Raw genomic sequence first — 23,075 nt, forward strand, 5'->3', positions numbered from 1 at the left:
CCTTTGGTTTCCCACACATTACAACACGAAACAACATCTAGCAAGAGAATTCTTTGTGGTTGTTTCTGTGTTTTCGTGCGGCCGTGTGGGAATGGCGGCAGGCTTGCCCGTTTCCGTCACGAGAGCGCGTCACCTCCCGCTACAGTCGGGCCAGCCGACGCGACGCGTCGCATGAGGGGAGACACATGGACGAGTCCGAATCCGTTGCAGGCCAACCGTTCAGCCCGGAGGCCGCGGCGGCCCAGCCGGTTCAGCGACTGCCGTTCAGTCAGCTGGCGATCTGGGGCTTCGTGATCTCATGCGTGAGCCTGCTCGCGTTCGGGTTCATCGGCGTCCTCGGCGCTGCACTCTCCGGCCGCGGCTTCCGAGCGGCGGCGCAGGGTCGTGCGCGCGGCAAGGGGCTGGCGATCGCCGGCATGATCATCGGGGCGGCCGGGTTCGTGTACTGGGCGGTCGTGTTCATCGCGTCCCAGTCCAAGTAGTCCCTGGGCTGGCCGGTGACGACCGCGCGATTGTCGTGGGGAGCGACATCGCGCCGACCGTGAATCGCGACGAACTGTCGGGACCGGCGACCCCACGTACAATCGTTCGCGGAATGGATTGCTCGTACTTCGACGCCGGCGTGTGCCGCTCGTGCACGCTGATGGGTGTCGCATACGCCGAGCAGCTCGCCGGCAAGGACCGCCACTCGCGCGAGCTCCTGGCGCCGTTCGGCGACGCGGTCTGGCTGCCGCCGGTCGCGAGCGCCGAGTCCGGTTACCGCAACAAGGCCAAGATGGTCGTCTCCGGCACTGTGGATGCGCCGACCATCGGCATCCTCGACGAGGCGGGGCGCGGCGTCGACCTCCGCGAGTGCGGGATCTGCGCGCCGGGCGTCCGGGCCGCGCTGCCCGTGCTCGCCGACTTCGTGACGCGCGCCCGGATCGAGCCGTACAGCGTGCCCGACCGCCGCGGCGAGTTCAAGTACGTCCTGGTGACCCTCTCCCCCGACGACGAGCTGATGGTGCGGTTCGTCGTCCGGTCGGAGGAGTCGGTCGGACGCATCCGCGCGCTGCTGCCCGAGCTGCTGGCCGCGCTGCCGAACGCGCGGGTCGTGACCGTGAACCTCCAGCCGGAGCACAAGGCGGTGGTGGAGGGCGAGCGCGAGATCGTGCTGACCGCGGAGTCGTCGCTCGTGATGCGGGTGGGCGGCATCCCGCTCCGGCTGCGTCCGCAGAGCTTCTTCCAGACCAACACCGCCGTCGCGGAGGCGCTGTACGCACAGGTCGCCGCCTGGGTGGACGAGGTGTCGCCGGCGAGCGTGTGGGACCTGTACTGCGGCGTGGGCGGCTTCGCCCTGAACGTGGCGGCACCGGGTCGTCGCGTGGTCGGTGTGGAGACCAGCACCGAGGCGGTGCGGAGCGCCCGCGCGACGGCCTCCGCCGCCGGGCTGCCACTGGTTGCATTCCGGGCGGGCGACGCGACCGCGTTCGCGCTGGCGGCGAAGACCGCGCCGGAGCTGGTCATCGTCAACCCGCCGCGGCGCGGCATCGGCGCGGAGCTCGCCGGCTGGCTCGAAGGTTCCGGCGTTCCGAGCGTGGTGTATTCGAGCTGCAACCCGAAGAGCCTCGCCCACGACCTGGCGCGGATGCCGTCGTACCGCATCCGCACCGGCCGCGTGCTCGACATGTTCCCGCAGACCGGCCACCAGGAGGTGGCGGTGCTGCTGGACCGGGTCTGACCGGGACTAGCTGTCTACTAGCTCGCGGCGGCCTCCCGGCGCGGCAGCTTCCAGTCCGGGCGGGCGAAGTGGCAGGTGTAGCCCCACGGCATGCGCTCCAGGTAGTCCTGGTGCTCGGGCTCGGCCTCCCAGAACGGCCCCGCGGGCTCGACCTCGGTGACGACCGTGCCCGGCCAGAGACCGGACGCGTCCACGTCGGCGATGGTGTCCTCGGCGACGCGGCGCTGCTCGGCGCTCTCGTAGTAGATCGCCGACCGGTAGCTCGTGCCGACGTCGTTGCCCTGGCGGTTCTTGGTCGACGGGTCGTGGATCTGGAAGAAGAACTCGAGCAGGTCGCGGTAGCTGACCTTCTCGGGGTCGAACTCGATCTCGATCGCCTCGGCGTGGGTGCCGTGGTTGCGGTAGGTGGCGTTGGGCACGTCGCCGCCGGTGTAGCCGACGCGCGTGCCCACGACGCCGGGGCGCTTGCGGATGAGGTCCTGCATGCCCCAGAAACATCCTCCGGCCAGGATGGCCTTCTCGGTCGTCATCAGTGGTTCTCCTCGGTGTGGTTGTCGTCGTTCTCGAAAAGGTGGCGGTAGTCGCCGTAGCCCTGCGCGTCCAGCTCGGAGAGCGGGACGAACCGGAGTGCAGCGGAGTTGATGCAGTAGCGCAGGCCGCCCGCCTCGGCGGGCCCGTCGTCGAACAGATGGCCGAGGTGGCTGTCGCCGTGGGCGGAACGCACCTCGGTGCGGACCATCCCGAAGGTGCGGTCCCTCTTCTCGACGATGTTGCCCGGCTCGACCGGCACGGTGAAGCTCGGCCAACCGGAACGGCTGTCGTACTTGTTCACGGACGCGAAGAGCGGCTCCCCCGACACGATGTCGACGTAGAGCCCTGCCTCGTGATTGTTCCAGAACTCGTTGCGGAAGGCCGGCTCTGTCGCCGCCTCCTGGGTGACCGCGTACTGCGCGGGGGTGAGCCGCGCGACGGCGTCCTGGCTCTTGCGGTAGTCCTGTGTCACGTTTCCTCCTGAGTGCGGCGAGCGCTGGCTGCGGCGCCGTCAGTAAGGAGAACAGCGGAAGGCGCCGGGATGGTCCCTGGGTTGCTGTGAGTTCGCTGAGGGGCTGTGCCGCTGGGGGTCACGCCCGCTGCACCATGCGGTCGATCGTAGCCTCCACCCTCGGCCAGTCCCCCACCACCTGCCGTGCGGTCACCCGGAGCCGCCGGTGTCCGAGCTCGGCGAGGGTGGCGTCCCGCAGCCGGTCGCGCTCGAACGCGCCTGTGTCGCTGTGGAAGGCGTACCCGTCGATCTCCAGATACAACTCGCCGTCGATCCGCATGTCCACACGGCCGACGCCGCGCACATGCACCTGCTGCTCGACCCTGCGCCCACGCCGCTCCAGCCGCTGCCGCACGAGCGATTCGACCCCGGAGTCCGAACCGGGCCGCGCGAGCGCCGCCCGCTCACGCGCGGCCCTCGGCGCGTCCTCCAGAATCCGCCGCAGCCCGGACGGGCTGACCAGCCCCGCCGTGAGCGCCGTGTCGAACGCCGCGACCGCCGTCTCCTCGTCCGCGCACCGCGCCACCGACCGCAGGCAGTCGGCGAGCGACACCCGCCAAAGCTCGGGATGCTCCTCGACCGGCCGCCAATGGCAGACGAGACCGGGCGGCGCACGGCGCGACTGCGGAGACAGCGTCGCGTGCGTCCGCCGATCCGAGCCGGACCAGAGCCCGTAACTGGCGCACGCCGAGACGCACGACAGACGCGCTCCCGCACGGACGGCCTCCAGCGCCACTCCGTCCAGGAGCGGAGACACGTAGACGCCTCTCCGCACGCGCTCCACCGCGCCGCCGCGCACCGCGCGCTTCAGATCGTCCGGTGTGGCGCCCGCCATCCGGAGCTGATGGGTGGTGGCCGCGCCACCGAGTTCTCTGAGCCGATTCATCCAGGTCATGGATCGATCCTGAGCGCCGAAGGCCGCCGATGGGGCCTGTCGCCCGAATCTGTGGACAACCCGCCGCAGGCGGCGGCTGGTGTGAACAGGGGACACGATCTGGATCTCCTGCCGAAGGGGGTTCGGAAGGAGATACAGGGGGTGTCGCGGGAAATTCTCCTGTTTGCGGGGCCGCGGGGGGCTCAGTCGTCGGCGGGGTCGGCGGCGCGCTCGTCGGTGCGGGAGGGGTCCTGCACGACCGGGATCGCGTCCGTGAACTGGGACGCCCGCTGCTCCTTCTCCGGGCTGCCGCCGAACAGGCGGCCCTCGGCCTCCTGGGCGCTGCGGGCGCGGGAGCTCGGCACCTGCGTCTCCGGGGTGTCCACGATCTCCACACGATTGCGCGGCAGCGCGGCGGCGGAGTAGCGCTGCATCCAGTCGATCAGGCGCTCCCGCACATGGCAGCGCAGGTCGAACAGGGTCGGGGCGTCCTTGCCGGTGACCAGCACCCGCACGCGCACCCAGCCCTGCGTCGCGTCGGTGACCTGGAGGACGCCGGTGCGGCCGTCCCACAGGTCAGTGGCGGCCAGGATGCGGTTCAGCTCCGCGCGCATTCCGGCCGGCGACACCCGCCAGTCGAGGTCGAACTCCACCGCGCCGAGCAGCTCGCTGTGCTGGCGCGTCCAGTTCTCGAACGGTTTCGTCGTGAAGTAGGTCGACGGCAGCACCAGCCGGCGGTCGTCCCAGATGTGCACCACCACGTAGGTGAGGGTGATCTCCTCGATGGTCCCCCACTGCTGCTCGACCACCACCACGTCGTCGATCCGGATGGCGTCGCTGAAGGCGAGCTGGATGCCGGCGAACAGGTTCGCCAGGCTCGACTGCGCGGCGACACCCGCGATCACACCGATGATCCCCGCCGACGCCAGCAGGCTGGCCCCCGCCGCCTGCAGCACCGGGAAGGTCAGCAGGATCGCAGCGAGCCCGATCACCACGGCCGCCACGACCGTCAACCGCCGAAGCACCAGCACCTGCGTGCGCACCCGGCGGGCGTACCGGTTGTCCGGGACGTCGACGCGGTAGCGGGCGAGCCCGAGGTCCTCCGCGAACACGACGAGCGCCGCGAGGAACCAGGTGCCGGTCGCGATGGCGAGGATCAGGAAGGCGTGCTGGATGACGCCCCTCCAGTCCGCCGGCACGTCCGGCGGAAGTGTCAGCGCGACCGCGATCCACAGCACGATCACCGCCAGGAACAGCCGGAACGGCACCCGTGCACGCTTCGTCAGCACAGCGGGCCATTGGCGATGGCGGCCGACACCGCGCAGGATCAGCCCCACGATCGCCGTTACCACGACGGCGGCGACGATGGCGATGAGGCACGCGATCACGAGTGAAGGCCAGGTTCGCAGTGGCACGGCCGGTGGACCCCTTCCCTGGTCGACGGGTGGACGACCTGCACTGTACCCGGGAGGCGACAGGACCTTAACCTCGAGGGCCGTCCGAGCGTTAGTCTGGGTCGTCTGGGGGCGTGGCCGGCGACGGCCGCGAAACCTGTGCGGGACCGCCGGCGACGATGCGAGGAGCAGGGATGACAGCGACACGGACACTCTTCATCGGCGGCACAGGGGTCATCAGTTCCGCGTGCGTCGCCCGTGCCCTCGAGCAGGGTCACGAGGTCACGGTCGTGAACCGCGGGAACAGCGACCTGCGTCCCCTCCCGGACGGCGTCGAGGTCCTGCACGCCGACATCCGCGACGCCGACAGCGTGCACCGTGTGCTCGGCGAGCGCAGCTTCGACGTCGCGGCCGAGTTCCTCGCCTTCACGCCGGAGCACATCCGCACCGACTTCGACCTGTTCGAGGGCAGGGTCGGCCAGTACGTGTTCATCTCCTCGGCGTCGGCCTACCAGACCCCGCCCGCCCGGATGCCGGTGATCGAGTCCACGCCGTTGCGCAACCCGTTCTGGCAGTACTCCCGGGACAAGATCGCGTGCGAGGACCTCCTGGTCGAGGCCTACCGCGAGCGCGGCTTCCCGATCACCATCGTGCGCCCGTCGCACACCTACGACCGCACCATGATCCCGACCAGCGGGCACTGGACCGACCTGGAGCGGATGCGCCGCGGCGCTCCGGTCGTGGTGCACGGCGACGGCTCGAGCCGGTGGACGATCACGCACAACACGGACTTCGCTGTGGCGTTCGTCGGGCTGCTCGGCCGCCCGGAGGCCGTCGGCGACTCCTTCCACATCACCTCCGACGAGGCGCCGACCTGGGACCAGATCTATTGCTACCTCGCCGAGGCGCTCGGTGTGGAGGCCGAGCTCGTGCACGTCGCGAGCGAGACCATCGCCGCCGTCATCCCCGACCTCGGACCCGGCCTCCTCGGCGACAAGGCGCACTCGATGCACTTCGACAACGCCAAGGTGAAGGCGCTGGTGCCCGAGTACCAGGCCAGGGTCACGTTCGCGCACGGCGCGGGCGAGATCGTCGACTGGTACCTCGCCGACGCGTCCCGTCAGCGCCTCGACCCGGACCTGGACGCGGCGTTCGACCACCTCGTCGACCACGCGCGCTCCGTGGTCTGACCGGGCTTCAGGACCGGCGCCCCGCGGTGGTTCAATAGCCGTACGAACAGGGAATTCAGCGCAGAACGCGAGCGGATGGTCGAGGAGCAGCTCCGCCTCCGCGGGATCGAGGACCAACGGGTGCTCGACGCGATGAGACGCGTGCCGCGGCACGAGTTCGTCCCGGAGGGCGCGGAGCGGTACGCCTACGAGGACCATCCGATGCCGATCGGCGACGGCCAGACCATCTCGCAGCCCTACATCGTCGCGCTCATGCTGGAGGCCGCCAGGATCGGCCCGGAGGACGCCGTGCTCGACGTCGGCACCGGCTCCGGCTACGCGGCCGCGGTCGCCGCGGAGCTCGGCCACCGGGTGGTCAGCATCGAACGGCACTCCGAGCTCGCCATCACCGCGGCGGCGACGCTGGAGGCGCTCGGCTACCGCGTGAACGTCGTGACCGGCGACGGGACGCTCGGCTGGCCGGCCGGCGCGCCGTACGACGCGATCGTCGCCGCGGCGACCGGGCCGACCGTGCCGCGCGCTTGGCCCGAGCAGCTCGCGCCGGGCGGCCGCATCGTGATGCCGGTCGGGCATCCGGGAGGCGCCCAGCACCTGGCCGTGTTCGTGCGCGCCGCCGACGGCTCGCTGCGCGAGCGCAACCTCGGCGCCGTCGCGTTCGTCCCCCTCATCGGCGACGACGGCTGGACCGCCTGACATTCGTGCCGAATGTCGCCTTTCGCCGCCGCATTCGCGACATTCGGCACGAATGTGCCGGCGCTCAGGCGGCGACGGAGGCGTGCACCGGTGCGCACAGCGCGCCCAGCAGCGCCGTCAGCTGGCCCGCCGGGGCGGCGGGGTCCTCGGGGTGCCACTGCACGGCGAGGATCGGAGCGCTCTCGTGCTCGATCGCCTCGACGTGCCCGTCGGGCGCACGGCCGGTGACGCGGAGGCCCGCGCCGACGACATCCACCGCCTGGTGGTGGGCGCTGCGGACGGCGACCACGGGACCGCCGAGCAGCTCCTCCACGAGGCTGTCCGGCTCCAGGAGCACGGGATGCGTGGTGAGCACCTCCGGGATGGGGACGCCGCGACGGACGTGGTCGGACTCCCCCAGGTCCTGGATGAGCGTGCCGCCGAGCGCGACGTTGACGATCTGCAGGCCGCGGCAGATGCCGAGCAGCGGGAGGCCGCGCTCGATCGCGCGGTGCACGAGCGCGAGCTGGGCGGCGTCCGCGGTCTCGCGGTGCAGGCTCTCGTGCGGGTAGCCCGGCGAGGCGCCGTAGAACCGCGGCGCGATGTCCTCGCCGCCGACAATTACCACGGCGTCGGCGCGCTCGGTGGCGGCGAGCAGAGCGTCCGTGCCACCGTCGGCCGCCAGCCGGGAGACGGCCCAGCCGTCGGCCTCCGCCGCGCGGACGACCCCTCCGACGAGCAGCTGCACGTAGGCGTGGTACTCGGGGTCGTGGCCGCGGAAGCGCGTCGCCTCGACGACGGCGAGGGTGCGGGCGGCCGGGGACATGACAGCCATTCTGCGGCGGCCTGCGCTTCGGCGCACCCGGGGGTGTAACAGGTCGAAACAGTGACAGGGCACGGAGCGCGCTCCTAGACTCGGCTCGATGACAGGAAAGCTCGGGAGAGTGGGTGAATGTCTGTGCTCCGTTCGCTGATCGGGCGCCGCGCGCTCATCGCCCTCGCGCTCGCGGTGGGCGTCGTCTCCGCCCCGCTCGTCCTGTCCGCTCCGGCGGCGCAGGCGGCGCGCACAGCGGACCCGGTCGACTTCGGCTCCGGGCACGTCGTGGACCAGGCGAGCGTGCTCTCCGACGCCGACGTCGACACGATCGAGGCGGCGTCGGCCTCCCTCTACAAGAGCCACGGCATCCGCCTCTACGTCGCCTACGTCGACCAGTTCACCAACCCGACCGACGAGGAGGACTGGGCCAACGAGACCGCCGCCCGCAACGGTCTCGGTCCGACCGACTACCTGCTCGCCGTCGCGACGGACGGTCAGTCCTACTACCTGTCGGGCGACAGCAGCGGCCCGGTCAGCGACCGCGAGCTGACCACCATCGAGCAGACGCAGGTCGAGCCGAAGCTGCGCACGCAGGACTGGACTCCCGCCGCCGTCGCCGCGGCACAGGGGCTCGGCGCGGCGGTCGGCGACAGCGGCGGGACCGTGATCTTCTGGGTCGCGCTGGCGGTCGTCCTGATCGTCGGCGGAGTCGTGCTGTGGCTGGTGTTCCGGCGCAGGCGCGGCGTGCGGCAGAGCGTGGAGCACAGGGACGTGGAGCACAGGGACGTGGAGCACAGGGAGGGCGCAGCATGACCACTCTCGGCCTGGTCGGGGCCGGCCGGATCGGCAGCCAGTTGGCCCGCCTCGGCATCGCACACGGCTACGAGGTGGTCATCAGCAACTCGCGGGCGCCGCAGTCGCTCGCCGCGCTGGTCGGCGAGCTCGGTCCGCACGCGCGCGCCGGGACGGTGACGGAGGCCGTGCAGGCCGGCGACATCGTCGTCGTCGCCATCCCGCTGCGCTCGATCGCGTCACTGCCGTCCGCCGCCTTCGCGGGCAAGGTCGTCGTCGACACCGGCAACTACTACCCCGCCCGCGACGGCGTCATCCCCGAACTGGAGGACGGCCGCGAGACGGTGTCGGGGCTGCTGCAGCGCGTCCTGCCGCAGGCGAGCGTCGTCAAGGCGTTCAACCACATCCCGGCGGCGAACCTGACCGCGGACGCCGCGCCGCCCGGCACCCCGGGGCGCCGCGCCCTCGCGATCGCGGGCGACGACGGCGACGCGAAGGCCCTCGTCTCCGAGTTGCTCGACGAGTTCGGCTTCGATGTGGTCGACCTCGGCCCGCTCGCCGAAGGCTGGCGTTTCGAGCGCGACATGCCCGCCTACGGCCAGCACCTGACCGCCTCCGGCCTGCGCAGCGCGGCCGCGGCGGCGACACGGAAGGAAAAAGGATGAGCCCGGCATCGTTCCTCGTCGTACCGCAGTGGCAGGGCTCCGGCTCCTCCCGGGCGATGCGGCTGATCGACGGCGCGGAGGCCATCCGCGGCGACCTCCCCGCGGCAGCGACCCACGGTGTCGCAGTCCCCTCGGCGGCGGGTGAGGCGCTCGGGACCGGCGTGCTGCGGTACTCCTCGCTCAGCCTGGTCCGCGAGCTCGCGGCGGCGGAGCTGGCGGTGCTGGAGGCGCCGGTCGTCACGATCGGCGGCGACTGCGGCGCGGACCTCGCCGGTGTGCAGCACGCGATCCAGTCGCATCCGGCCGGGTCGGTCGCCGTCGTGTGGTTCGACGCGCACGGCGACCTCAACAACGTGTCCACGTCGCCCTCCGGCGCCTTCCACGGCATGGTCGTGCGCGCCCTCCTCGGCGACGGGCCGGACGGTCTGGCGGCGACCGGGGCGGCGCGCCTGCACCACGAGCAGCTCATCCTCGCCGGAACGCGCGCCCTCGACGACGGCGAGTCGGCGTTCGTGGAGCGGATGGGGATCCGGGTGGTCGCGCCGGACGAGTTCGAGGACCCGCAGGCGCTGGTGCGCGCGGTGGAGGCGACCGGCGCAACGTCCGTGTACCTGCACGTCGACCTCGATGTGCTCGACCCGTCCGCGATCGACGGCATCGGGTTCCCCGAGCCGTTCGGGGTGTCGCCGGAGCAGCTCACGGACGCCATCCGGGCGCTGCGCACACGGTTCGAGCTGGCCGGCGCCGCGGTGACGGAGTTCGCGCCGGAGTCGCCGGACGCGGCGGGGCGCGACCTGAGCGTGATCCTGCGGGTGCTCGGGAGCCTGACGGCGCCGCTGAAGAACGATGCAGCGGCCGGCAGCCCGGTCGACGGAGGTTCCTCCACAGATCACCGGCCGCGCCACTTATCCACGGATACTGCTCCGCCGGATGACGTCCGCTGATCCCGCCGGTAGCTTGAGAGGCATGAGCGAACCCAAGATCCTGACCGAGCGGCGCGGTCACCTGCTGCTGATCGGCCTCAACCGTCCCGACAAGCGCAACGCGGCGGACTTCGAACTGCTGAACGCGCTGGCGGAGGCCTACGGGGAGCTCGACCGCGATCCCGAGCTGCGGGTCGGCGTCGTCCACGCGATCGGCGACCACTTCACCGGCGGGCTCGACCTCGCCGACGTCGGGCCGCGCATAGGCCCGGAGGGGCTCTCGTTCGTCGGCGACACCGGCATCGACCCGTGGGGCGTGTCGGGGCCTCGCGTCAGCAAGCCGGTGGTGGTCGCGGTGCAGGGCACCTGCCTCACGCTCGGCATCGAACTCATCCTCGCCGCCGACGTCGCTGTCGCGGCACGATCCACGACGTTCGCGCAGATCGAGGTCGCCCGCGGCATCCTGCCGTTCGGCGGGGCGACCATCCGCTTCCCGCGCGCGGCCGGCTGGGGCAACGCCATGCGGTACATCCTCACCGGCGACCCGTTCGGCGCCGACGAGGCGTACCGGATGGGCCTCGTGCAGGAGGTCGTCGACGACGGCGCCCAGCTCGACGCCGCGCTCGCCATTGCCGAGCGCATCGCCGCCCAGGCGCCGCTGGCCGTGCAGGCGACACTCGCGAACGCGGTGACCGCCGTGCGCGACGGCGACGCGGCGGCCGAGGCCGCGCTGCAGCCTGCGCTCGTCCGGATGGCCGGCAGCGAGGACGCCCGCATCGGGATGCAGGCCTTCCTGACCCGCACCCCGGCGGAGTTCGTCGGGCGCTGACGCCGCCCGGCCATCCGGCCGGCACCACGAAGCCCAGCGACCACGAAGCGCTGGGACCAGAATCACTGAGGAGGAGAGATGACCGCAACGACCGAGTACGACGTCATCGTCATCGGCGCAGGCACCGTCGGCGAGAACGTCGCCGACCGTGCAGCGCAGGGCGGCATGCGCACGGTGATCGTCGAGGCCGAGCTCATCGGGGGCGAGTGCTCCTACTGGGCCTGCATCCCCTCGAAGACCCTGCTCCGCTCCGCCGCCGCGCTCCGGGCGGCGCAACGCGTCGGCGGCGCCAGGGAGGCAGTGACCGGGCCGCTCGACGTCGCCGCGGTGCTCCGCCGGCGCGATTACATGACAAGCGACTGGACGGACGACGGCCAGGTGAAATGGCTGCAGAGCGCCGGGATCGACCTGGTCCGCGGCTGGGCCACCATCTCCGCACCTCGCGAGGTCAGCGTCACGGGCGAGGACGGCGTGACGACCGTCCTCACCGCGAAGCACGCGGTGGCGGTGTGCACCGGCTCCGCATCCCTGCTGCCCGACATCCCCGGCCTGCGCGAGAGCGAGCCGTGGACGAGCCGGGACGCGACGAGCGTGCAGCGCGTGCCCGTGTCCCTGGCGATCCTGGGCGGTGGGACGGTCGGCAGCGAGATGGCGACCGCGTATACCGGGTTCGGCACCGAGGTGCACCTCATCGCGCGGCACGGGCTGCTCGGCGGCGCCGAGCCGTTCGCCGGCGAACGCGTCGCGGCGGCGCTGACGGAGCTCGGCGTGACCGTGCACCTCGACGTCGCGACCGAATCCGTCGAGCGCACCGACGACGACCGGTACATCGTCCGCCTCGGCGACGGCACAGCGGTCGAGACCGACGAACTCCTGGTCGCGACCGGCCGGCTGCCGCGCACCTCGGGCCTCGGGCTGCAGAGCTTCGGGCTGGAGGACGGCGGCTGGCTCACCGTCGACGACAGCATGCGGGTGCTCGACGCGGCGGGCGAGCCGGTCGACGGCGGCTGGTTGTACGCCGCGGGCGACGTCAACCACCGTGCGCTGCTCACCCACCAGGGCAAGTACCAGGCCCGCGCGGCCGGCGACGCGATCGCCGCCAGGGCGAAGGGTCAGGAGGTGTCCCTCGCGCCGTGGGGCGCGTTCGTCGCGACCGCCGACCACCAGGCGGTCCCGCAGGTCACCTTCACCGAGCCGGAGGTCGCCTCGGTCGGGCTGACCGCGGCCGCGGCCGACAAGGCGGGCTACCGCATCCGCGTGGTGGACCACCCGATCGGCTCGGTGAGCGGCGCCTACGTGCTGGCGGACGACTACGACGGCCTGGCGCGCCTGGTCGTGGACGAGGACCGCGGCGTCGTCCTCGGCGCGACCTTCGTCGGGCAGGACGTCGGCGAGCTCCTGCACTCGGCGACGGTCGCGATCGTGGGCGAGGTGCCGCTGGAGCGGCTGTGGCATGCCGTCCCGTCCTACCCCACCGTCAGCGAGGTCTGGCTGCGGCTGCTCGAGACGTACGGCCGGCCCACCAAGTGACGACGCCCAAGGTGATGGCGCGCGGAGATCTGGTGCGGTCGCTCTCGGCGGTCTTCTTCGACTCGCCGATCAGCAGGCTCGGCTACCTGTACGCCACCGCGGTCGGGATCGTCTGGGGCTTCGCCTGGAGCACCGGGCGGGTGGAGCGCCGCGCCGGGCTGTTCGTGTTCCGCGGCATGCCGAAGCGGACGTTCGGCCGCGGCGGGTCGTGCGTCGGCGCGTGCTACCTCACCGACCGCAACGTGAGCGACGACGTCCTCGAGCACGAGGCCGTCCACAAGCGGCAGTGGCAGCGCTACGGCATGCTCTTCCCGTTCCTCTACCTGCTGGCCGGGCGGGACCCGCTGCGCAACCGGTTCGAGATCGAAGCCGGCCTCGAGAAAGGCGGCTACCGATGAACGCGAAGGAACGGCGCACCGTCGTCGTCACCGGCGCCAGCTCCGGCATCGGCGCCGTCGCCGCCGGACGGCTCGCCGCGGCCGGCGACGATGTCGCCGTGGTCGGCCGCGACCCGGAGCGCACGCGCGCGGTCGCTGAGAAGATCGGTGCCACGCCGTTCCTCGCCGACTTCGAGCGGCTGGACGATGTGCGCGCGCTCGCCGCCGCCCTCCTCGACCGCTACGACACCATCGACGTGCTCGCGAACAACGCGGGCGGGCTGTACCACGAGCGGCGCGTCACGGTCGACGGGCACGAGCGCACCATCCAGCTCAACCACCTGGCCCCGTTCCTGCTCACGCGGCTCCTCCAGCCGCGCTTGCTGGAGTCGGCGGCGGCCGGGCGCGACGTCCGCGTGGTCTCGACCGCCAGCATGGCCAACCGGTTCGGGAGCCTGCGGCTGGACGACCTCGACTGGGAGCGGCGGCGCTGGCGCGGCGGCTGGCGGGCGTACGGCACGTCCAAGATCGCGACCATCCTGTTCGTCACCGAGCTCGCGGAGCGGCTCACCGGCACCGGTGTCCTGGCCTACTCTTTCCACCCGGGCACGGTCGTGACCCGCTTCGGCGCGAGCTCCCCACTCATCCGGTTCGGCGGCGCGGTCACCGGCGGCCGTTACGGCATCACCCCGGAAGAGGGGTCCGCCCCTCTAGAACGGCTCACCGGCCCGGTGCCGGTGGGGGCGCCGAGCGGCACCTACTTCGATCAGTTCACCGCCAACGGCCGGGTGACCGCCCAGGCGAAGGACCCGCAGCTCGCCCGCGACCTCTGGACGCTGAGCGAAGGGCTCACGGGGGTCGCGGAGCGGGCCTGACGTCCTCGGGGCGCCGGCCCGCGCAGAGCGCCCTTCCAGTTGGTCCCGGGTCACGGCATGATCGAGACATGCGTCCGACCTCCGGCTCCCCCGTCGCCCCCATGCTCGCCAAGGCGCTGCCCGCCGTTCCCGAACAGGGCAGCGTCCCCGGCGGTCTCAGCTTCGAGCCGAAGTGGGACGGCTTCCGCGCGCTCGTGTACGCGGACGACGCGGGCGACGGCACGATCGGCGCGATCGAGATCGGCAGCCGCGGCTCCAAGATGCTGACCCGCTACTTCCCCGAGCTGATCGCCGCCTTCCGGGAGCTGCTGCCCGGGCCGTGCGTCCTGGACGGCGAGATCGTCGTCCCCACCGGCGAGCCCGGCGCGCAGCGGCTCGACTGGGAGGCGCTCTCGCAGCGCATCCACCCGGCCGCCAGCCGCGTGAAGCTGCTCTCGGAGCAGACGCCCGCCACGTTCGTCGCGTTCGACCTGCTCGCCCTCGGCCCCGAGTCGTACCTCGACCGGCCGTTCTCCGAACGGCGTGCGGCCCTGGAGGAGTTCGCCGGCGACCTCCCCGACCCCATCAAGGTCACCCGGACCACCGTCGACACCGAGCGCGCCCGGCAGTGGCTGGTCGAGTTCGAGGGCGCCGGGCTCGACGGCGTCGTCGCCAAGCCGCTGGACGGCGTGTACGCCCCGAACAAGCGGACCATGCTCAAGATCAAGCACCACCGCACGGCCGACGTCGTCGTGCTCGGCTACCGGGTGCACAAGAGCGGCCAGGGCGTCGGGTCGCTCCTCGTCGGGCTCTACGGCGAGGACGGGGTGCTGCGCAACGTCGGCGGGGTCTCCGCGTTCAGCGACAAGGTGCGCCTCCAGCTCGTCGACGACCTGGAGCCGCTGGTCGAGCGGGACGACAGCGGCGCGATGGTCACCGGCGCGACCGACCGCAGCCGGTTCTCCGCCAGCAAGGACGTGTCGTTCGTGCGCCTGCGCCCCGAACGCGTCATGGAGGTGCGCTACGACCAGATGGAGGGCTGGCGCTTCCGCCACACCGCGCAGTTCGAGCGCTGGCGCCCCGACCGCGACGCCGCCTCCTGCACCTACGACCAACTCGACCGCCCCATCGCCTACGACCTGGCCGACGTCATGTCCTGACCCGCAGCCATCTTTTCCGGAGTTGTGTACGCAACACGCCGGAGTCGGGCGTACACAACTCCGGAACTGATGGCTGGGCTACGGCTTTTTGGCGCGGGAGGGTTGGACGCGCGGGGGCTCGCCGGGCATTTTGGGGTAGTCGGGCGGGAAGGGGAGTTCGCCGAGACCGTTGTCGAGGTCGCGCTGCCACCAGCCGAGCAGGGCGTCGATCGTGCCGGGGCGCTCGCCGAAGTCCTGCCACGGGTCGCCCGTGCTGCGCAGCCGCTCCGGGACGGTGAGCACCGTGAAGTCGCGCGGGTCGACCTCCGGCAGCTCGTCCCAGGTCACGGGTGTGGAGACCGGCGCGTGGGCCAGCGCCCGCGGGCTGTACGCGCCCGCCATCGTGCGGTCGCGGTTGGCCTGGTTGAAGTCGACGAAGATCCGCTCGCCGCGCTCCTCCTTCCACCACGCCGTCGTCACCTTCTCCGGCATCCGCCGCTCCAGCTCGCGTGCCGCCGCGATCACCGCGTGCCGCACGTCGAGGAACTCCCGCTTCGGCTCGATCGGCGCGAACACGTGCAGGCCGCGGTTGCCCGAGGTCTTGATGTAGGCCTCCAGCCCCGCCTCGAACAGCACCGCGCGCAGCTCGATCGCGGCCGGGATGGCGTCGGTGAAGTCCGTGCCGGGCTGCGGGTCGAGGTCGATCCGCAGCTGGTCCGGGTTGTCCGAGTCCTCCGCCCGCGACGGCCACGGGTGGAAGACCACCGTGTTCATCTGCGCGGCCCACACGGCGGCGGCCGGCTCGTCGATCACGAGCTGCGGGTGCGACCGCGCGCTCGGGTAGACGACCATCACCGAGCGCACGAAGTCCGGCGTGCCGCGCGGCGGGTTCTTGGAGAAGAACTGCTCGCCGTCGATCCCGTCCGGGAAGCGCTGCAGCGACAGCGGCCGGTCGCCGTTCGCCCGAACGAACGCCTCCCCCACCTCCACCAGGTAGTTCGCGAGGTCGAGCTTCGTGATCCCGAGCTCGGGGTAGAGCACCCTGCCCGGACTCGAGATGCGGATCTCCCGCTCCCCGTGCGGACCGGGGACCGTGAGGATGACTGCGTCGCCTGCCATGCGACCCACCGTACCGGCACAACGGGCGATGACCAGGGTGTGAATTCCGTGTGGGATGCAGGAGGTCATCGTTGCGCACCAGGAAGGTTGGGCCACAATGAGCGGTGACCCGGGTGTTCCCCGGACCCTACGACGCGAGGAGGTGCAGGACACTGAGGCTCATCAGCTACAACCTGCGCAAGCACGCCGCCGGTCACGAGCTCGAGGACATCGCCAAGACGTACGACGTCGACGCGCTGTGCCTGCAGGAGTGCGACAGCGAGGCGCTCGCGCCGCGGCTGCACGACCTCCAGCTCGCCGACGCCACCCGGGCCAACCGGCTCGGCCTCGCCGTGTACGTCCGCGACGAGCGCTGGGAGGTGCTGGACACACAGGTCTTCGCCGTGCAGAAGTCCCTCCACGACCGCGTGCTCGCCCCCGCCAGCGAGCGGTTGCTCGCCGTGCTGCTGCGCGACCGCGACTCCGGCGAGCGCGTGCTGGTCGGCTCGTTCCACGCCGCGCCGCTGACGGCCTCCAACTCGCTGCGACGCAAGCAGATCGCCGCCGCCCACGAGGGGATGCGCTCGCTTGCGCCCGAGACGCCCGCGATCATGGTCGGCGACTTCAACTACCCGTGGTTCATCCGCGGGCTGGAGCGGCACCTGACCACCTCCGGCTACACGCTCAAGCGCACCGACGAGCCGACCTACCTGCGCTACAAGTTCTTCAGCGGCTACTTCGACTTCGTGACCTCCACCGGCTTCGATGTGGACCGGGTGGATGTGCTTCCCGCCGGCGCGTCGGACCACCGGGCGATCCGGCTGGACGCGGAGCTGGCGGCCTAGTCCTCCTGCCGGTCGGTCCGGGGCCCGATCCGGCGTTCGCCCGCCGCCGCGGCGAGCGTACGGTGAGGTCCGATGGATGCGCTGGGCTGGCTGGCCGGGACCGATTACACGATCGCGCGGGAGATCCTGCAGCGCGGCGTGGCCGCCCTCTACGTGGTGGCGTTCCTCTCGGCCGTCGCGCAGTTCCCCGCGCTGCTCGGCGAGCACGGCCTCCTGCCCGCGCCGCGCTTCCTGCGGTCGACCTACGCCAGGAGGCAGCCGACACTGTTCCGCTGGCGGTACTCCGACCGGCTGCTGCGCGCCGTCGCCTGGACCGGCGCCGTTCTCGCGGCGCTCGTCGTGCTCGGCGTGCTGCAACTGACGCCGACGTACGTGTTCGTGCCGGTGTTCCTGGTCATCTGGTTCCTGTACCTCTCGATCGCGAACATCGGGCAGACCTTCTACGGCTTCGGCTGGGAGAGTCTGATCTGCGAGGCCGGCTTCACCGTCGCCTTCCTCGGCTCGTGGGACACCGCTCCCCCGATCACGATCGTGATCCTGTTGCGCTGGCTGGTGTTCCGGCTGGAGTTCGGCGCCGGGATGATCAAGATGCGCGGCGACCGGTCCTGGCGCGACCTGACGGCGCTGTACTACCACCACGAGACCCAGCCGATGCCGAACCCGCTGAGCCGGACCGCGCACCTGCTGCCGAAGTGGTGGCACCGCGTGGAGGTGCTGGGCAACCACTTCGCGCAGCTGGTCGTGCCGTGGCTGCTGTTCCTCCCGCAGCCGGTCGCGAGCGCCGCGGCCGCGGTGGTCATCCTGACCCAGCTCTGGCTCGTCGCGACCGGCAACTTCGCCTGGCTCAACTGGATCACGATCGTGCTCGCCTTCGCGGGCGTGAGCGACGACGCCTGGCGGTGGATCAGCGGCGGCGCCCTCCACGGCGGGATCGGCGCGGCGGACGTACCGCTCTGGTACGCCGTCGTCGTACTCCTGGTGAGCGCGTTCCTGGTCGCGCTGAGCTGGTGGCCGCTGCAGAACCTGTTCCGCCGGCGGCAGCTGATGAATGCGAGCTTCAACCGCTGGCACCTGGTCAACGCGTACGGCGCGTTCGGGAGCGTCACCAAGGAGCGCTACGAGGTGGTCGTGGAGGGCACGGCCGACGACCCGCACGATCCCGGCGCCGAGTGGCGCGAGTACGGCTTCAAGGGCAAACCGGGCGACGTGCGGAGGCTGCCGCGCCAGTACGCGCCGTACCACCTGCGGCTGGACTGGCTGATGTGGTTCCTCGCGCTGGGCTCCCGGGACTCGCCGTGGTTCGAGGTCTTCCTGCTGCGGCTGCTGGAGGCCGACCGGCCGACCCTCCGGCTGCTGCGGGACGACCCGTTCGGCGGCAGGGCGCCGCGGTCGGTGCGGGCGCGGATGTTCCTGTACCGGTTCGCCACGCACGCGGAGAAGCGCTCGAGCGGGGACCGCTGGGTGCGGTCGGAGGTCGGGACGCTGGTGCCCCCGGTTGCGCTGCGCGACGGCGGCTGAGCGGGCTCGCCGCCCTCAGTACCCGGTGCGCTCCTCCTGCAGCCGGGCCAGGTCGCGCCGGATCAGCAGGTTGAGCCGTCCCGGCTTCTCGCGTTCGTAGTCGGCCTTGAGTGCTTCCACACCGGAGAACGCGTCCAGCCCGGCCTCGATCGCCCGGCCGACCTCGTCCCAGGCGTCCACCCTGCCGCGCTCCACCAGCGCGAGCAGCTCCTCCTCGGAATCGGCCTTCGCCCGAAGCGCGCTCGCCAGTGCGACCGCCGCGTCCCGGCGCAACCGCAGGTTCGCCACGTCGACGTCGCGGTAGTCGTGCGGGTGGGTCGCGTCGCCGCGGAGTCCCTGCGCGACCTCCAGGTCCGCATCGATCCGGCCGGCGGCCTCGCCCTGCTCGGAAGCGAGCTCGCGCAGCAGGTGCGCCGCCTCGCCGGTGTGCCTGGCCGGGTCGAAGTCGTTCCCGTACTGCAGCGTGTCGACCACGATGTGGTTCTTGACCGCCATCCTGGTGGCGTATTCCGCCAGGAGCATACCTTCGTCGACGGTCTGCTCCAGCGTGGGCGCGGCGGGCTCCGGCAGGGCGTCCTCGTCGAAGGGACGCGTGCGCACGGTCTTCACCGTGGGCTTCCTGAGCCAGTTGGGCCAGCGCATGGCCACAGCCTTTCGGGTCGGGTCGGGATGGAGGACGGACGCCGGCGTCGGCGCCACCTCCCATTCTTACCGATCCCACCGACCGCTCAGGCGCGGGAGGCGAAGAACGCGTTGGCGCGCTGCGTGTAGAGCAGCGAAAGCATGACCACGGCCCAGAGGAGCTCCAGAATCGCGCTGAAGAACTGCCCGCTGAACAGCAGCAGGAACCCGCCGACCGCGTTGAGGACCATGACGACGGTGACGATCCCGCGCGCGAAGCGGCTGCCGTTCAGGAGGCCGCGGGCGACGACCAGGATCACGATCCCGAGGATGATCGACAGGATCGCGGCCGTGGTGATCCCGGCGATGGCACCCGCGTTGGACGCGCGCACCATCTGGTCGCGGGTGAACAGGATGACGACGCCCCCGACGATGTTGAGGACACCGTTGATGTAGGCGAGCACGGCGACGAATGTGACGGTGCCGGGGCGGGTGGCTGGCATGGGTCCTCCTGACGGTCGGTGCGAGGATAGCGCCACGGGTGCGCCGGCGGGCAGGGGTCCGTCCGTCGTGGGTCCGGGCGGATGTCGGCGGTCGGTGGCAGGCTGGGGTGATGGCCGGCGTGCGCTACGAGTTCGAGACGGAGCTGTTCCGCTGGGAGGCGCGGCGCGACCTGTGGGTGTTCGCCCGCCTGCCCGACGACATCTCGGAGGAGATCCGGCTGCAGCCGCACCCGCCGGCCGGCTGGGGCTCGGTCAAGGTGATGGTGACGCTCGGCGGCTCGCGCTGGTCGACCTCGGTGTTCCCGGAGAGCGCGGAGGGCGCCTACGTCGTGGCCATCAAGGGCGACGTGCGCCGACGCGAGGGCGTCGGACTCGGGGACCGGGTGACGCTGGGCGTGGAGACGATGCTGTAGGCGCTCACGCTGTAGGCCCTCACGCTGTAGGCCCTCACTTCCGCCGGGCGACGAACTCCCGGTGCTGGGCCGTCTGCCGCAGCGCGGAGAGCAGGGTGAAGCCGGCGAGGCCGTCCCAGCCGCCGGTCCAGGTCAGAGTGCGCGCGGTCTCCCATACGGTGCCGCCGGGGTGGGCGGCGACCTCGTCCGCGCGGCGGAGGTGGTGGGCGGCGAGGGCGGAGCAGCGCTCGCGCAGGCCGGTGAAGGGGTCCTCGTGGCCGGGGAGGGCGCGTAAGCCCCTGCTGTCGAGCTGCGCGACCCTGTCGAGCGATTCGAGGTAGTCGGCGATCGGGTTGCTCTCGGTGGGCCCGCCGAGCCCCAGTCCCGAGTTGATCGTCGGCAGCACATGGTCGCCGGTGAGGAGGAGGCCGGCCTCCTCGTCGTGCAGGCAGAGGTGTCCGCCGGTGTGGCCGGGCGTCCCGATGACGCGGAGGCGACGGCCGGGGAGGTCGAGCAGGTCGCCGTCCGTCAGCACGCCCGTGATCACCCCGTCGACGAGCTGTGCGGCCGGGCCCGTCGGCACGGCCGCAGCGGAGAGCAGCTCGGCGCGGCGGCCGGCGGGGACGCCCCACGCCTCCAGGTCCGGCGCGGGAAGGCCTGCGGCGATCAGCCCGAGCGCCGCCCGCTCGCGCTCGTGGACGAGCACGGGGGCACCCGTCTCGGCCGCCAGCGCCGCGGCGCCGCCGGAGTGGTCGGCGTGCAGATGGGTGAGCACGATCGAGGCGACCGGGGCCGCCCCGAGGGCCGCCCGCAGCGTCTCGCGCGCCTCCGGGGTCGGGGAGCCCGGGTCGATCACATGGACGCGTCCGTCCGCGTCCTCGATCAGGTACGCGTTGCTGAATGGGAGGCCGGTGCCCGGCGGCATGGGGACGCGCACGCGACGGACGCCCGGCGCGATCGGCTCGGCGGGGTCGGCGGCGGAGTGCGACGGCATCCCCTCACGGTAGCCGACAGCAAACGGACCGCGCCCCGACCAGGGCGCGGTCCGTCAGCACTGCGGAGACCTCAGCCGGCGAGCAGCCCCAGCGTGTCGACCACGCGGTTGGAGAAGCCCCACTCGTTGTCGTACCAGGCGACGACCTTGACGTGGCGGCCGTCCACGCGGGTGAGCTCGGAGTCGAAGATCGACGACGCCGGGTTGCCGGTGATGTCGGAGGAGACCAGGGCGTCCTCCGAGTACTCCAGAACGCCGGCGAGCTTGCCCCCGGCGGCGGCACGGTACGCGGCGAGCACGTCCTCACGGGTGACATCGCGGGCGACGACCGTGTTCAGCTCCACGATCGAGCCGACCGGGACGGGCACGCGGATCGAGTCGCCGGACAGCTTGCCGTCCAGGTTCGGCAGGACGAGGCCGATCGCCTTCGCCGCGCCGGTCGTGGTCGGCACGATGTTGACCGCGGCGGCGCGGGCACGGCGCGGGTCGCGGTGCGGGCCGTCCTGCAGGTTCTGCTCCTGCGTGTACGCGTGGACCGTGGTCATGAAGCCGTGCTCGATGCCGGCCAGGTCGTCCAGGACTGCGGCGAGCGGCGCGAGCGCGTTGGTGGTGCAGGAGGCGTTCGACACGATCGTGTGGACGGCCGGGTCGTAGGCGTCGGTGTTGACGCCGTACGCGAGGGTGACGTCCGCGCCATCGGCGGGGGCGCTGATGAGGACCTTCTTGGCGCCGGCCTCCAGGTGGGCGCGCGCGGCGGTCGCGGAGGTGAACCGGCCGGTGGACTCGAGCACGATGTCCACACCGAGCTCGCCCCACGGGAGCTGCGCGGGCTCGCGCTCGGCGAGCACGCGGATGCGGTGGCCGTCGACCACGAGGACGTCGCCGTCCACGGAGACCGGACGGCCGAGGCGACCCGCGGTGGAGTCGAAGGCCAGGAGCTTGGCGAGGGCGGCGGGGTCCGTCAGGTCGTTGACGGCCACGACCTCCAGGTCGGTGTCGCGCTCCAGGAGGGCGCGGAGGACGTTGCGGCCGATGCGGCCGAAGCCGTTGATGGCGATGCGGGTCATGCGGAGTGGTCCTTTCGTTCCCTGACAGCCTCGCCGCGCTGTCGCGCTCCCGCCAGCGGCGCAATCGCCACGGTTCAAAAGGATCCCGCCATGGCGCGACATTCGTGGCGAATGTCGCGAATGCTGCCGCCATTCACCACATTCCGCACGAATCCCCTGGCCGCTACATTCGGCACGAATATCGCGAATACCGCCGCCAGAGGCGACATTCGGCACGAATCGCGACGGGTCAGCCGGCGTCGCCGCTGAAGGTGCGGCGGTACTCGCTGGGTGTGGTGCCGAGGATGCGCTGGAAGTGCAGGCGCAGGTTGGCGCCGGTTCCGAGGCCGACGTCCGCCGCGATCTGCTCGACGCCGAGCTCGGAGCGCTCCAGCAGCTCGCGGGCGACGTCGATGCGCGCCCGCATCACCCACTGCATCGGCGTGTAGCCGGTGTCCTCCACGAAGCGGCGGGAGAAGGTGCGCGGCGACACCGCCGCCCTGCGCGCGAGCACCTCCAGCGTGAGCGGGTCCCCGAGCCGGTGCAGCGCCCACTCGCGGACGGCCGCGAACCGTTCGCCGAGCGGCTCCGGCACGCTGCGCGGGACGTACTGCGCCTGTCCCCCGCTGCGGTAGGGCGCGGCGACCAGGCGGCGGGCCGCGTGATTGGCGGCGCTGATCCCGAGGTCGCCGCGGAGGATGTGCAGGCAGAGGTCGATCCCGCTGGCCGCGCCCGCCGACGTGAGCACGTCGCCCTCGTCGACGAACAGCACGTTCTCGTCCACCCGGATCAGCGGATGGCGCTGCGCGAGCGCGCGGGTGTAGTGCCAGTGCGTCGTCGCGCGCTTGCCGTCGAGCAGGCCGGTCGCCGCAAGAGCGAAGGCGCCGGTGGAGATCGCGGCCAGCCGGGCGCCGCGCGCGTGCGCCGCGAGTAGGGCCTCCACCACGGCGGCGGGCGGGTCGTCGCGGTCGGGATGCCGGTAGCCGGGGAGGAACACGATGTCCGCCCAGCCGAGCGCCTCCAGGCCGTGCGCCACATGGTAGGAGAGCCCGTCGCCGCCGGTCACGAGCCCGGGCGCCGCGCCGCACACGCGGACCTCGTACGGCATGCTCGCGCGCGTGGTGAACACCTGCGCCGGGATGCCGACGTCCAGCGGCTTGGCGCCCTCCAGCACGAGGACGGCGACGCGATGGAGACGGTCCGGCACGGGTTCAGGCTAGCGGGACGGGGGTCCTACGCT

At 71.9% G+C, this 23,075-nt stretch carries 25 protein-coding genes and 1 pseudogene; 15 read left to right on the plus strand and 11 right to left on the minus strand.

The window, feature by feature from the left end; all coding sequences use genetic code 11:
- Positions 1-185 precede the first annotated feature (185 nt).
- Together ACFRFH_RS16605 and rlmC are read left to right on the plus strand one after the other, a co-directional pair.
- Positions 186-482 (plus strand): DUF4190 domain-containing protein, encoded by a 297-nt coding sequence (locus ACFRFH_RS16605; protein ID WP_382464092.1) that lies wholly within the window; start codon positions 186-188, stop codon positions 480-482.
- A gap of 113 nt (positions 483-595) precedes the next feature.
- Positions 596-1,720, plus strand: coding sequence for a 23S rRNA (uracil(747)-C(5))-methyltransferase RlmC (gene rlmC / locus ACFRFH_RS16610; RefSeq protein WP_382464093.1), 1,125 nt, complete (start codon positions 596-598; stop codon positions 1,718-1,720).
- A gap of 17 nt (positions 1,721-1,737) precedes the next feature.
- On the opposite strand, the gene msrA is transcribed toward rlmC, so the two are convergent.
- The 4 genes from msrA to ACFRFH_RS16630 all read right to left on the minus strand — a co-directional run bounded on the left by msrA (position 1,738) and on the right by ACFRFH_RS16630 (position 5,051).
- On the minus strand, positions 1,738-2,250 hold the full coding sequence (msrA, locus tag ACFRFH_RS16615; RefSeq protein WP_382464094.1) for a peptide-methionine (S)-S-oxide reductase MsrA: 513 nt from the start codon (positions 2,248-2,250) through the stop codon (positions 1,738-1,740).
- Complete coding sequence (gene msrB, locus ACFRFH_RS16620; protein ID WP_382464095.1) at positions 2,250-2,723, minus strand: peptide-methionine (R)-S-oxide reductase MsrB; 474 nt, start codon at positions 2,721-2,723, stop codon at positions 2,250-2,252. Before msrB ends, msrA begins: the two co-directional genes overlap by 1 nt.
- Positions 2,724-2,841: 118 nt before the next feature.
- Positions 2,842-3,657, minus strand: a complete 816-nt coding sequence (locus ACFRFH_RS16625) for a hypothetical protein (RefSeq protein WP_382464096.1) — start codon at positions 3,655-3,657, stop codon at positions 2,842-2,844.
- A gap of 182 nt (positions 3,658-3,839) precedes the next feature.
- Complete coding sequence (locus ACFRFH_RS16630) at positions 3,840-5,051, minus strand: mechanosensitive ion channel family protein (RefSeq protein ID WP_382464097.1); 1,212 nt, start codon at positions 5,049-5,051, stop codon at positions 3,840-3,842.
- A 173-nt stretch (positions 5,052-5,224) separates the two neighbouring features.
- Here ACFRFH_RS16630 and ACFRFH_RS16635 point away from each other — a divergent pair, with 173 nt between their 5' ends.
- On the plus strand, positions 5,225-6,220 hold the full coding sequence (locus ACFRFH_RS16635; RefSeq protein WP_382464098.1) for an SDR family oxidoreductase: 996 nt from the start codon (positions 5,225-5,227) through the stop codon (positions 6,218-6,220).
- A gap of 60 nt (positions 6,221-6,280) precedes the next feature.
- Positions 6,281-6,913 (plus strand): annotated as a pseudogene (locus ACFRFH_RS16640) (protein-L-isoaspartate(D-aspartate) O-methyltransferase); the annotation flags it as partial.
- Between the two features lie 64 nt (positions 6,914-6,977).
- Here ACFRFH_RS16640 and ACFRFH_RS16645 read toward each other — a convergent pair.
- The gene (locus ACFRFH_RS16645; protein WP_382464099.1) at positions 6,978-7,718 is read right to left on the minus strand and encodes a gamma-glutamyl-gamma-aminobutyrate hydrolase family protein; all 741 of its coding nucleotides are present in this window, start codon (positions 7,716-7,718) and stop codon (positions 6,978-6,980) included.
- A gap of 126 nt (positions 7,719-7,844) precedes the next feature.
- Here ACFRFH_RS16645 and ACFRFH_RS16650 point away from each other — a divergent pair, with 126 nt between their 5' ends.
- The 8 genes from ACFRFH_RS16650 to ACFRFH_RS16685 all read left to right on the plus strand — a co-directional run bounded on the left by ACFRFH_RS16650 (position 7,845) and on the right by ACFRFH_RS16685 (position 14,839).
- A complete protein-coding gene (locus tag ACFRFH_RS16650) occupies positions 7,845-8,522 on the plus strand; it encodes a TPM domain-containing protein (protein WP_382464100.1) in 678 nt (225 codons plus the stop codon).
- Positions 8,519-9,166 (plus strand): NADPH-dependent F420 reductase, encoded by a 648-nt coding sequence (locus tag ACFRFH_RS16655; RefSeq protein ID WP_382464101.1) that lies wholly within the window; start codon positions 8,519-8,521, stop codon positions 9,164-9,166. The genes ACFRFH_RS16650 and ACFRFH_RS16655 overlap by 4 nt, the downstream gene beginning before the upstream one ends.
- Positions 9,163-10,110: an arginase family protein gene (locus ACFRFH_RS16660; protein ID WP_382464102.1), complete on the plus strand. Its 948-nt coding sequence runs from the start codon at positions 9,163-9,165 to the stop codon at positions 10,108-10,110. The genes ACFRFH_RS16655 and ACFRFH_RS16660 overlap by 4 nt, the downstream gene beginning before the upstream one ends.
- A 22-nt stretch (positions 10,111-10,132) precedes the next feature.
- Positions 10,133-10,918, plus strand: a complete 786-nt coding sequence (locus ACFRFH_RS16665) for a crotonase/enoyl-CoA hydratase family protein (protein WP_382464103.1) — start codon at positions 10,133-10,135, stop codon at positions 10,916-10,918.
- A 78-nt stretch (positions 10,919-10,996) separates the two neighbouring features.
- Positions 10,997-12,448 carry a dihydrolipoyl dehydrogenase family protein gene (locus ACFRFH_RS16670; RefSeq protein ID WP_382464104.1) on the plus strand — a complete coding sequence of 484 codons (1,452 nt, stop codon included), beginning with the start codon at positions 10,997-10,999 and terminating at the stop codon, positions 12,446-12,448.
- A gap of 14 nt (positions 12,449-12,462) precedes the next feature.
- A complete protein-coding gene (locus ACFRFH_RS16675; protein WP_382464180.1) occupies positions 12,463-12,846 on the plus strand; it encodes a Fe-S oxidoreductase in 384 nt (127 codons plus the stop codon).
- Positions 12,843-13,700 (plus strand): SDR family NAD(P)-dependent oxidoreductase, encoded by an 858-nt coding sequence (locus tag ACFRFH_RS16680; protein ID WP_382464105.1) that lies wholly within the window; start codon positions 12,843-12,845, stop codon positions 13,698-13,700. The genes ACFRFH_RS16675 and ACFRFH_RS16680 overlap by 4 nt, the downstream gene beginning before the upstream one ends.
- Positions 13,701-13,768: 68 nt before the next feature.
- Positions 13,769-14,839, plus strand: coding sequence for an ATP-dependent DNA ligase (locus tag ACFRFH_RS16685; protein ID WP_382464106.1), 1,071 nt, complete (start codon positions 13,769-13,771; stop codon positions 14,837-14,839).
- A gap of 78 nt (positions 14,840-14,917) precedes the next feature.
- Here ACFRFH_RS16685 and ligD read toward each other — a convergent pair whose 3' ends face one another.
- Positions 14,918-15,937, minus strand: coding sequence for a non-homologous end-joining DNA ligase (ligD, locus tag ACFRFH_RS16690; protein WP_382464107.1), 1,020 nt, complete (start codon positions 15,935-15,937; stop codon positions 14,918-14,920).
- Between the two features lie 113 nt (positions 15,938-16,050).
- Between ligD and ACFRFH_RS16695 the strand changes: the two genes are divergently transcribed.
- Positions 16,051-16,761 carry an endonuclease/exonuclease/phosphatase family protein gene (locus ACFRFH_RS16695; protein WP_382464108.1) on the plus strand — a complete coding sequence of 237 codons (711 nt, stop codon included), beginning with the start codon at positions 16,051-16,053 and terminating at the stop codon, positions 16,759-16,761.
- Positions 16,762-16,833: 72 nt separating this feature from the next.
- Positions 16,834-18,279, plus strand: a complete 1,446-nt coding sequence (locus ACFRFH_RS16700; protein WP_382464109.1) for a lipase maturation factor family protein — start codon at positions 16,834-16,836, stop codon at positions 18,277-18,279.
- A 15-nt stretch (positions 18,280-18,294) separates the two neighbouring features.
- Here the strand turns inward: ACFRFH_RS16700 and ACFRFH_RS16705 are convergent, their stop codons facing one another.
- Together ACFRFH_RS16705 and ACFRFH_RS16710 are read right to left on the minus strand one after the other, a co-directional pair.
- Positions 18,295-18,921 (minus strand): hypothetical protein, encoded by a 627-nt coding sequence (locus ACFRFH_RS16705; protein WP_382464110.1) that lies wholly within the window; start codon positions 18,919-18,921, stop codon positions 18,295-18,297.
- 86 nt (positions 18,922-19,007) lie between these two features.
- Positions 19,008-19,403 (minus strand): hypothetical protein, encoded by a 396-nt coding sequence (locus ACFRFH_RS16710; RefSeq protein ID WP_382464111.1) that lies wholly within the window; start codon positions 19,401-19,403, stop codon positions 19,008-19,010.
- A 110-nt stretch (positions 19,404-19,513) separates the two neighbouring features.
- Here ACFRFH_RS16710 and ACFRFH_RS16715 point away from each other — a divergent pair, with 110 nt between their 5' ends.
- Positions 19,514-19,816 carry a DUF1905 domain-containing protein gene (locus ACFRFH_RS16715; protein ID WP_382464112.1) on the plus strand — a complete coding sequence of 101 codons (303 nt, stop codon included), beginning with the start codon at positions 19,514-19,516 and terminating at the stop codon, positions 19,814-19,816.
- Between the two features lie 34 nt (positions 19,817-19,850).
- On the opposite strand, the gene ACFRFH_RS16720 is transcribed toward ACFRFH_RS16715, so the two are convergent.
- The 3 genes from ACFRFH_RS16720 to ACFRFH_RS16730 form a co-directional block, all read right to left on the minus strand.
- On the minus strand, positions 19,851-20,789 hold the full coding sequence (locus ACFRFH_RS16720) for an MBL fold metallo-hydrolase (protein ID WP_382464113.1): 939 nt from the start codon (positions 20,787-20,789) through the stop codon (positions 19,851-19,853).
- Between the two features lie 71 nt (positions 20,790-20,860).
- Entirely contained in the window at positions 20,861-21,856 is a 996-nt protein-coding gene (gap, locus tag ACFRFH_RS16725; RefSeq protein WP_382464114.1) for a type I glyceraldehyde-3-phosphate dehydrogenase, read from the minus strand.
- A 229-nt stretch (positions 21,857-22,085) separates the two neighbouring features.
- Positions 22,086-23,042, minus strand: coding sequence for a GlxA family transcriptional regulator (locus ACFRFH_RS16730; protein ID WP_382464115.1), 957 nt, complete (start codon positions 23,040-23,042; stop codon positions 22,086-22,088).
- Positions 23,043-23,075: the final 33 nt, after the last annotated feature.

Origin of the sequence: Leifsonia sp. NPDC056824 (assembly GCF_042789575.1) — a bacterium.
Classification (GTDB): domain Bacteria; phylum Actinomycetota; class Actinomycetes; order Actinomycetales; family Microbacteriaceae; genus Leifsonia.

Excerpts from the sequence above, each read along its gene's own strand:
- ACFRFH_RS16605 (WP_382464092.1), top strand. The coding sequence starts at position 186 with ATGGACGAGTCCGAATCCGTTGCAGGCCAACCGTTCAGCCCGGAGGCC.
- rlmC (WP_382464093.1), top strand. The coding sequence starts at position 596 with ATGGATTGCTCGTACTTCGACGCCGGCGTGTGCCGCTCGTGCACGCTG.
- msrA (WP_382464094.1), bottom strand. The coding sequence starts at position 2,250 with ATGACGACCGAGAAGGCCATCCTGGCCGGAGGATGTTTCTGGGGCATG.
- ACFRFH_RS16625 (WP_382464096.1), bottom strand. The coding sequence starts at position 3,657 with ATGACCTGGATGAATCGGCTCAGAGAACTCGGTGGCGCGGCCACCACC.
- ACFRFH_RS16635 (WP_382464098.1), top strand. The coding sequence starts at position 5,225 with ATGACAGCGACACGGACACTCTTCATCGGCGGCACAGGGGTCATCAGT.
- ACFRFH_RS16645 (WP_382464099.1), bottom strand. The coding sequence starts at position 7,718 with ATGTCCCCGGCCGCCCGCACCCTCGCCGTCGTCGAGGCGACGCGCTTC.
- ACFRFH_RS16650 (WP_382464100.1), top strand. The coding sequence starts at position 7,845 with ATGTCTGTGCTCCGTTCGCTGATCGGGCGCCGCGCGCTCATCGCCCTC.
- ACFRFH_RS16655 (WP_382464101.1), top strand. The coding sequence starts at position 8,519 with ATGACCACTCTCGGCCTGGTCGGGGCCGGCCGGATCGGCAGCCAGTTG.
- ACFRFH_RS16660 (WP_382464102.1), top strand. The coding sequence starts at position 9,163 with ATGAGCCCGGCATCGTTCCTCGTCGTACCGCAGTGGCAGGGCTCCGGC.
- ACFRFH_RS16665 (WP_382464103.1), top strand. The coding sequence starts at position 10,133 with ATGAGCGAACCCAAGATCCTGACCGAGCGGCGCGGTCACCTGCTGCTG.
- ACFRFH_RS16670 (WP_382464104.1), top strand. The coding sequence starts at position 10,997 with ATGACCGCAACGACCGAGTACGACGTCATCGTCATCGGCGCAGGCACC.
- ACFRFH_RS16675 (WP_382464180.1), top strand. The coding sequence starts at position 12,463 with ATGGCGCGCGGAGATCTGGTGCGGTCGCTCTCGGCGGTCTTCTTCGAC.
- ACFRFH_RS16680 (WP_382464105.1), top strand. The coding sequence starts at position 12,843 with ATGAACGCGAAGGAACGGCGCACCGTCGTCGTCACCGGCGCCAGCTCC.
- ACFRFH_RS16685 (WP_382464106.1), top strand. The coding sequence starts at position 13,769 with ATGCGTCCGACCTCCGGCTCCCCCGTCGCCCCCATGCTCGCCAAGGCG.
- ligD (WP_382464107.1), bottom strand. The coding sequence starts at position 15,937 with ATGGCAGGCGACGCAGTCATCCTCACGGTCCCCGGTCCGCACGGGGAG.
- ACFRFH_RS16700 (WP_382464109.1), top strand. The coding sequence starts at position 16,834 with ATGGATGCGCTGGGCTGGCTGGCCGGGACCGATTACACGATCGCGCGG.
- ACFRFH_RS16705 (WP_382464110.1), bottom strand. The coding sequence starts at position 18,921 with ATGCGCTGGCCCAACTGGCTCAGGAAGCCCACGGTGAAGACCGTGCGC.
- ACFRFH_RS16710 (WP_382464111.1), bottom strand. The coding sequence starts at position 19,403 with ATGCCAGCCACCCGCCCCGGCACCGTCACATTCGTCGCCGTGCTCGCC.
- ACFRFH_RS16715 (WP_382464112.1), top strand. The coding sequence starts at position 19,514 with ATGGCCGGCGTGCGCTACGAGTTCGAGACGGAGCTGTTCCGCTGGGAG.
- ACFRFH_RS16720 (WP_382464113.1), bottom strand. The coding sequence starts at position 20,789 with ATGCCGTCGCACTCCGCCGCCGACCCCGCCGAGCCGATCGCGCCGGGC.
- gap (WP_382464114.1), bottom strand. The coding sequence starts at position 21,856 with ATGACCCGCATCGCCATCAACGGCTTCGGCCGCATCGGCCGCAACGTC.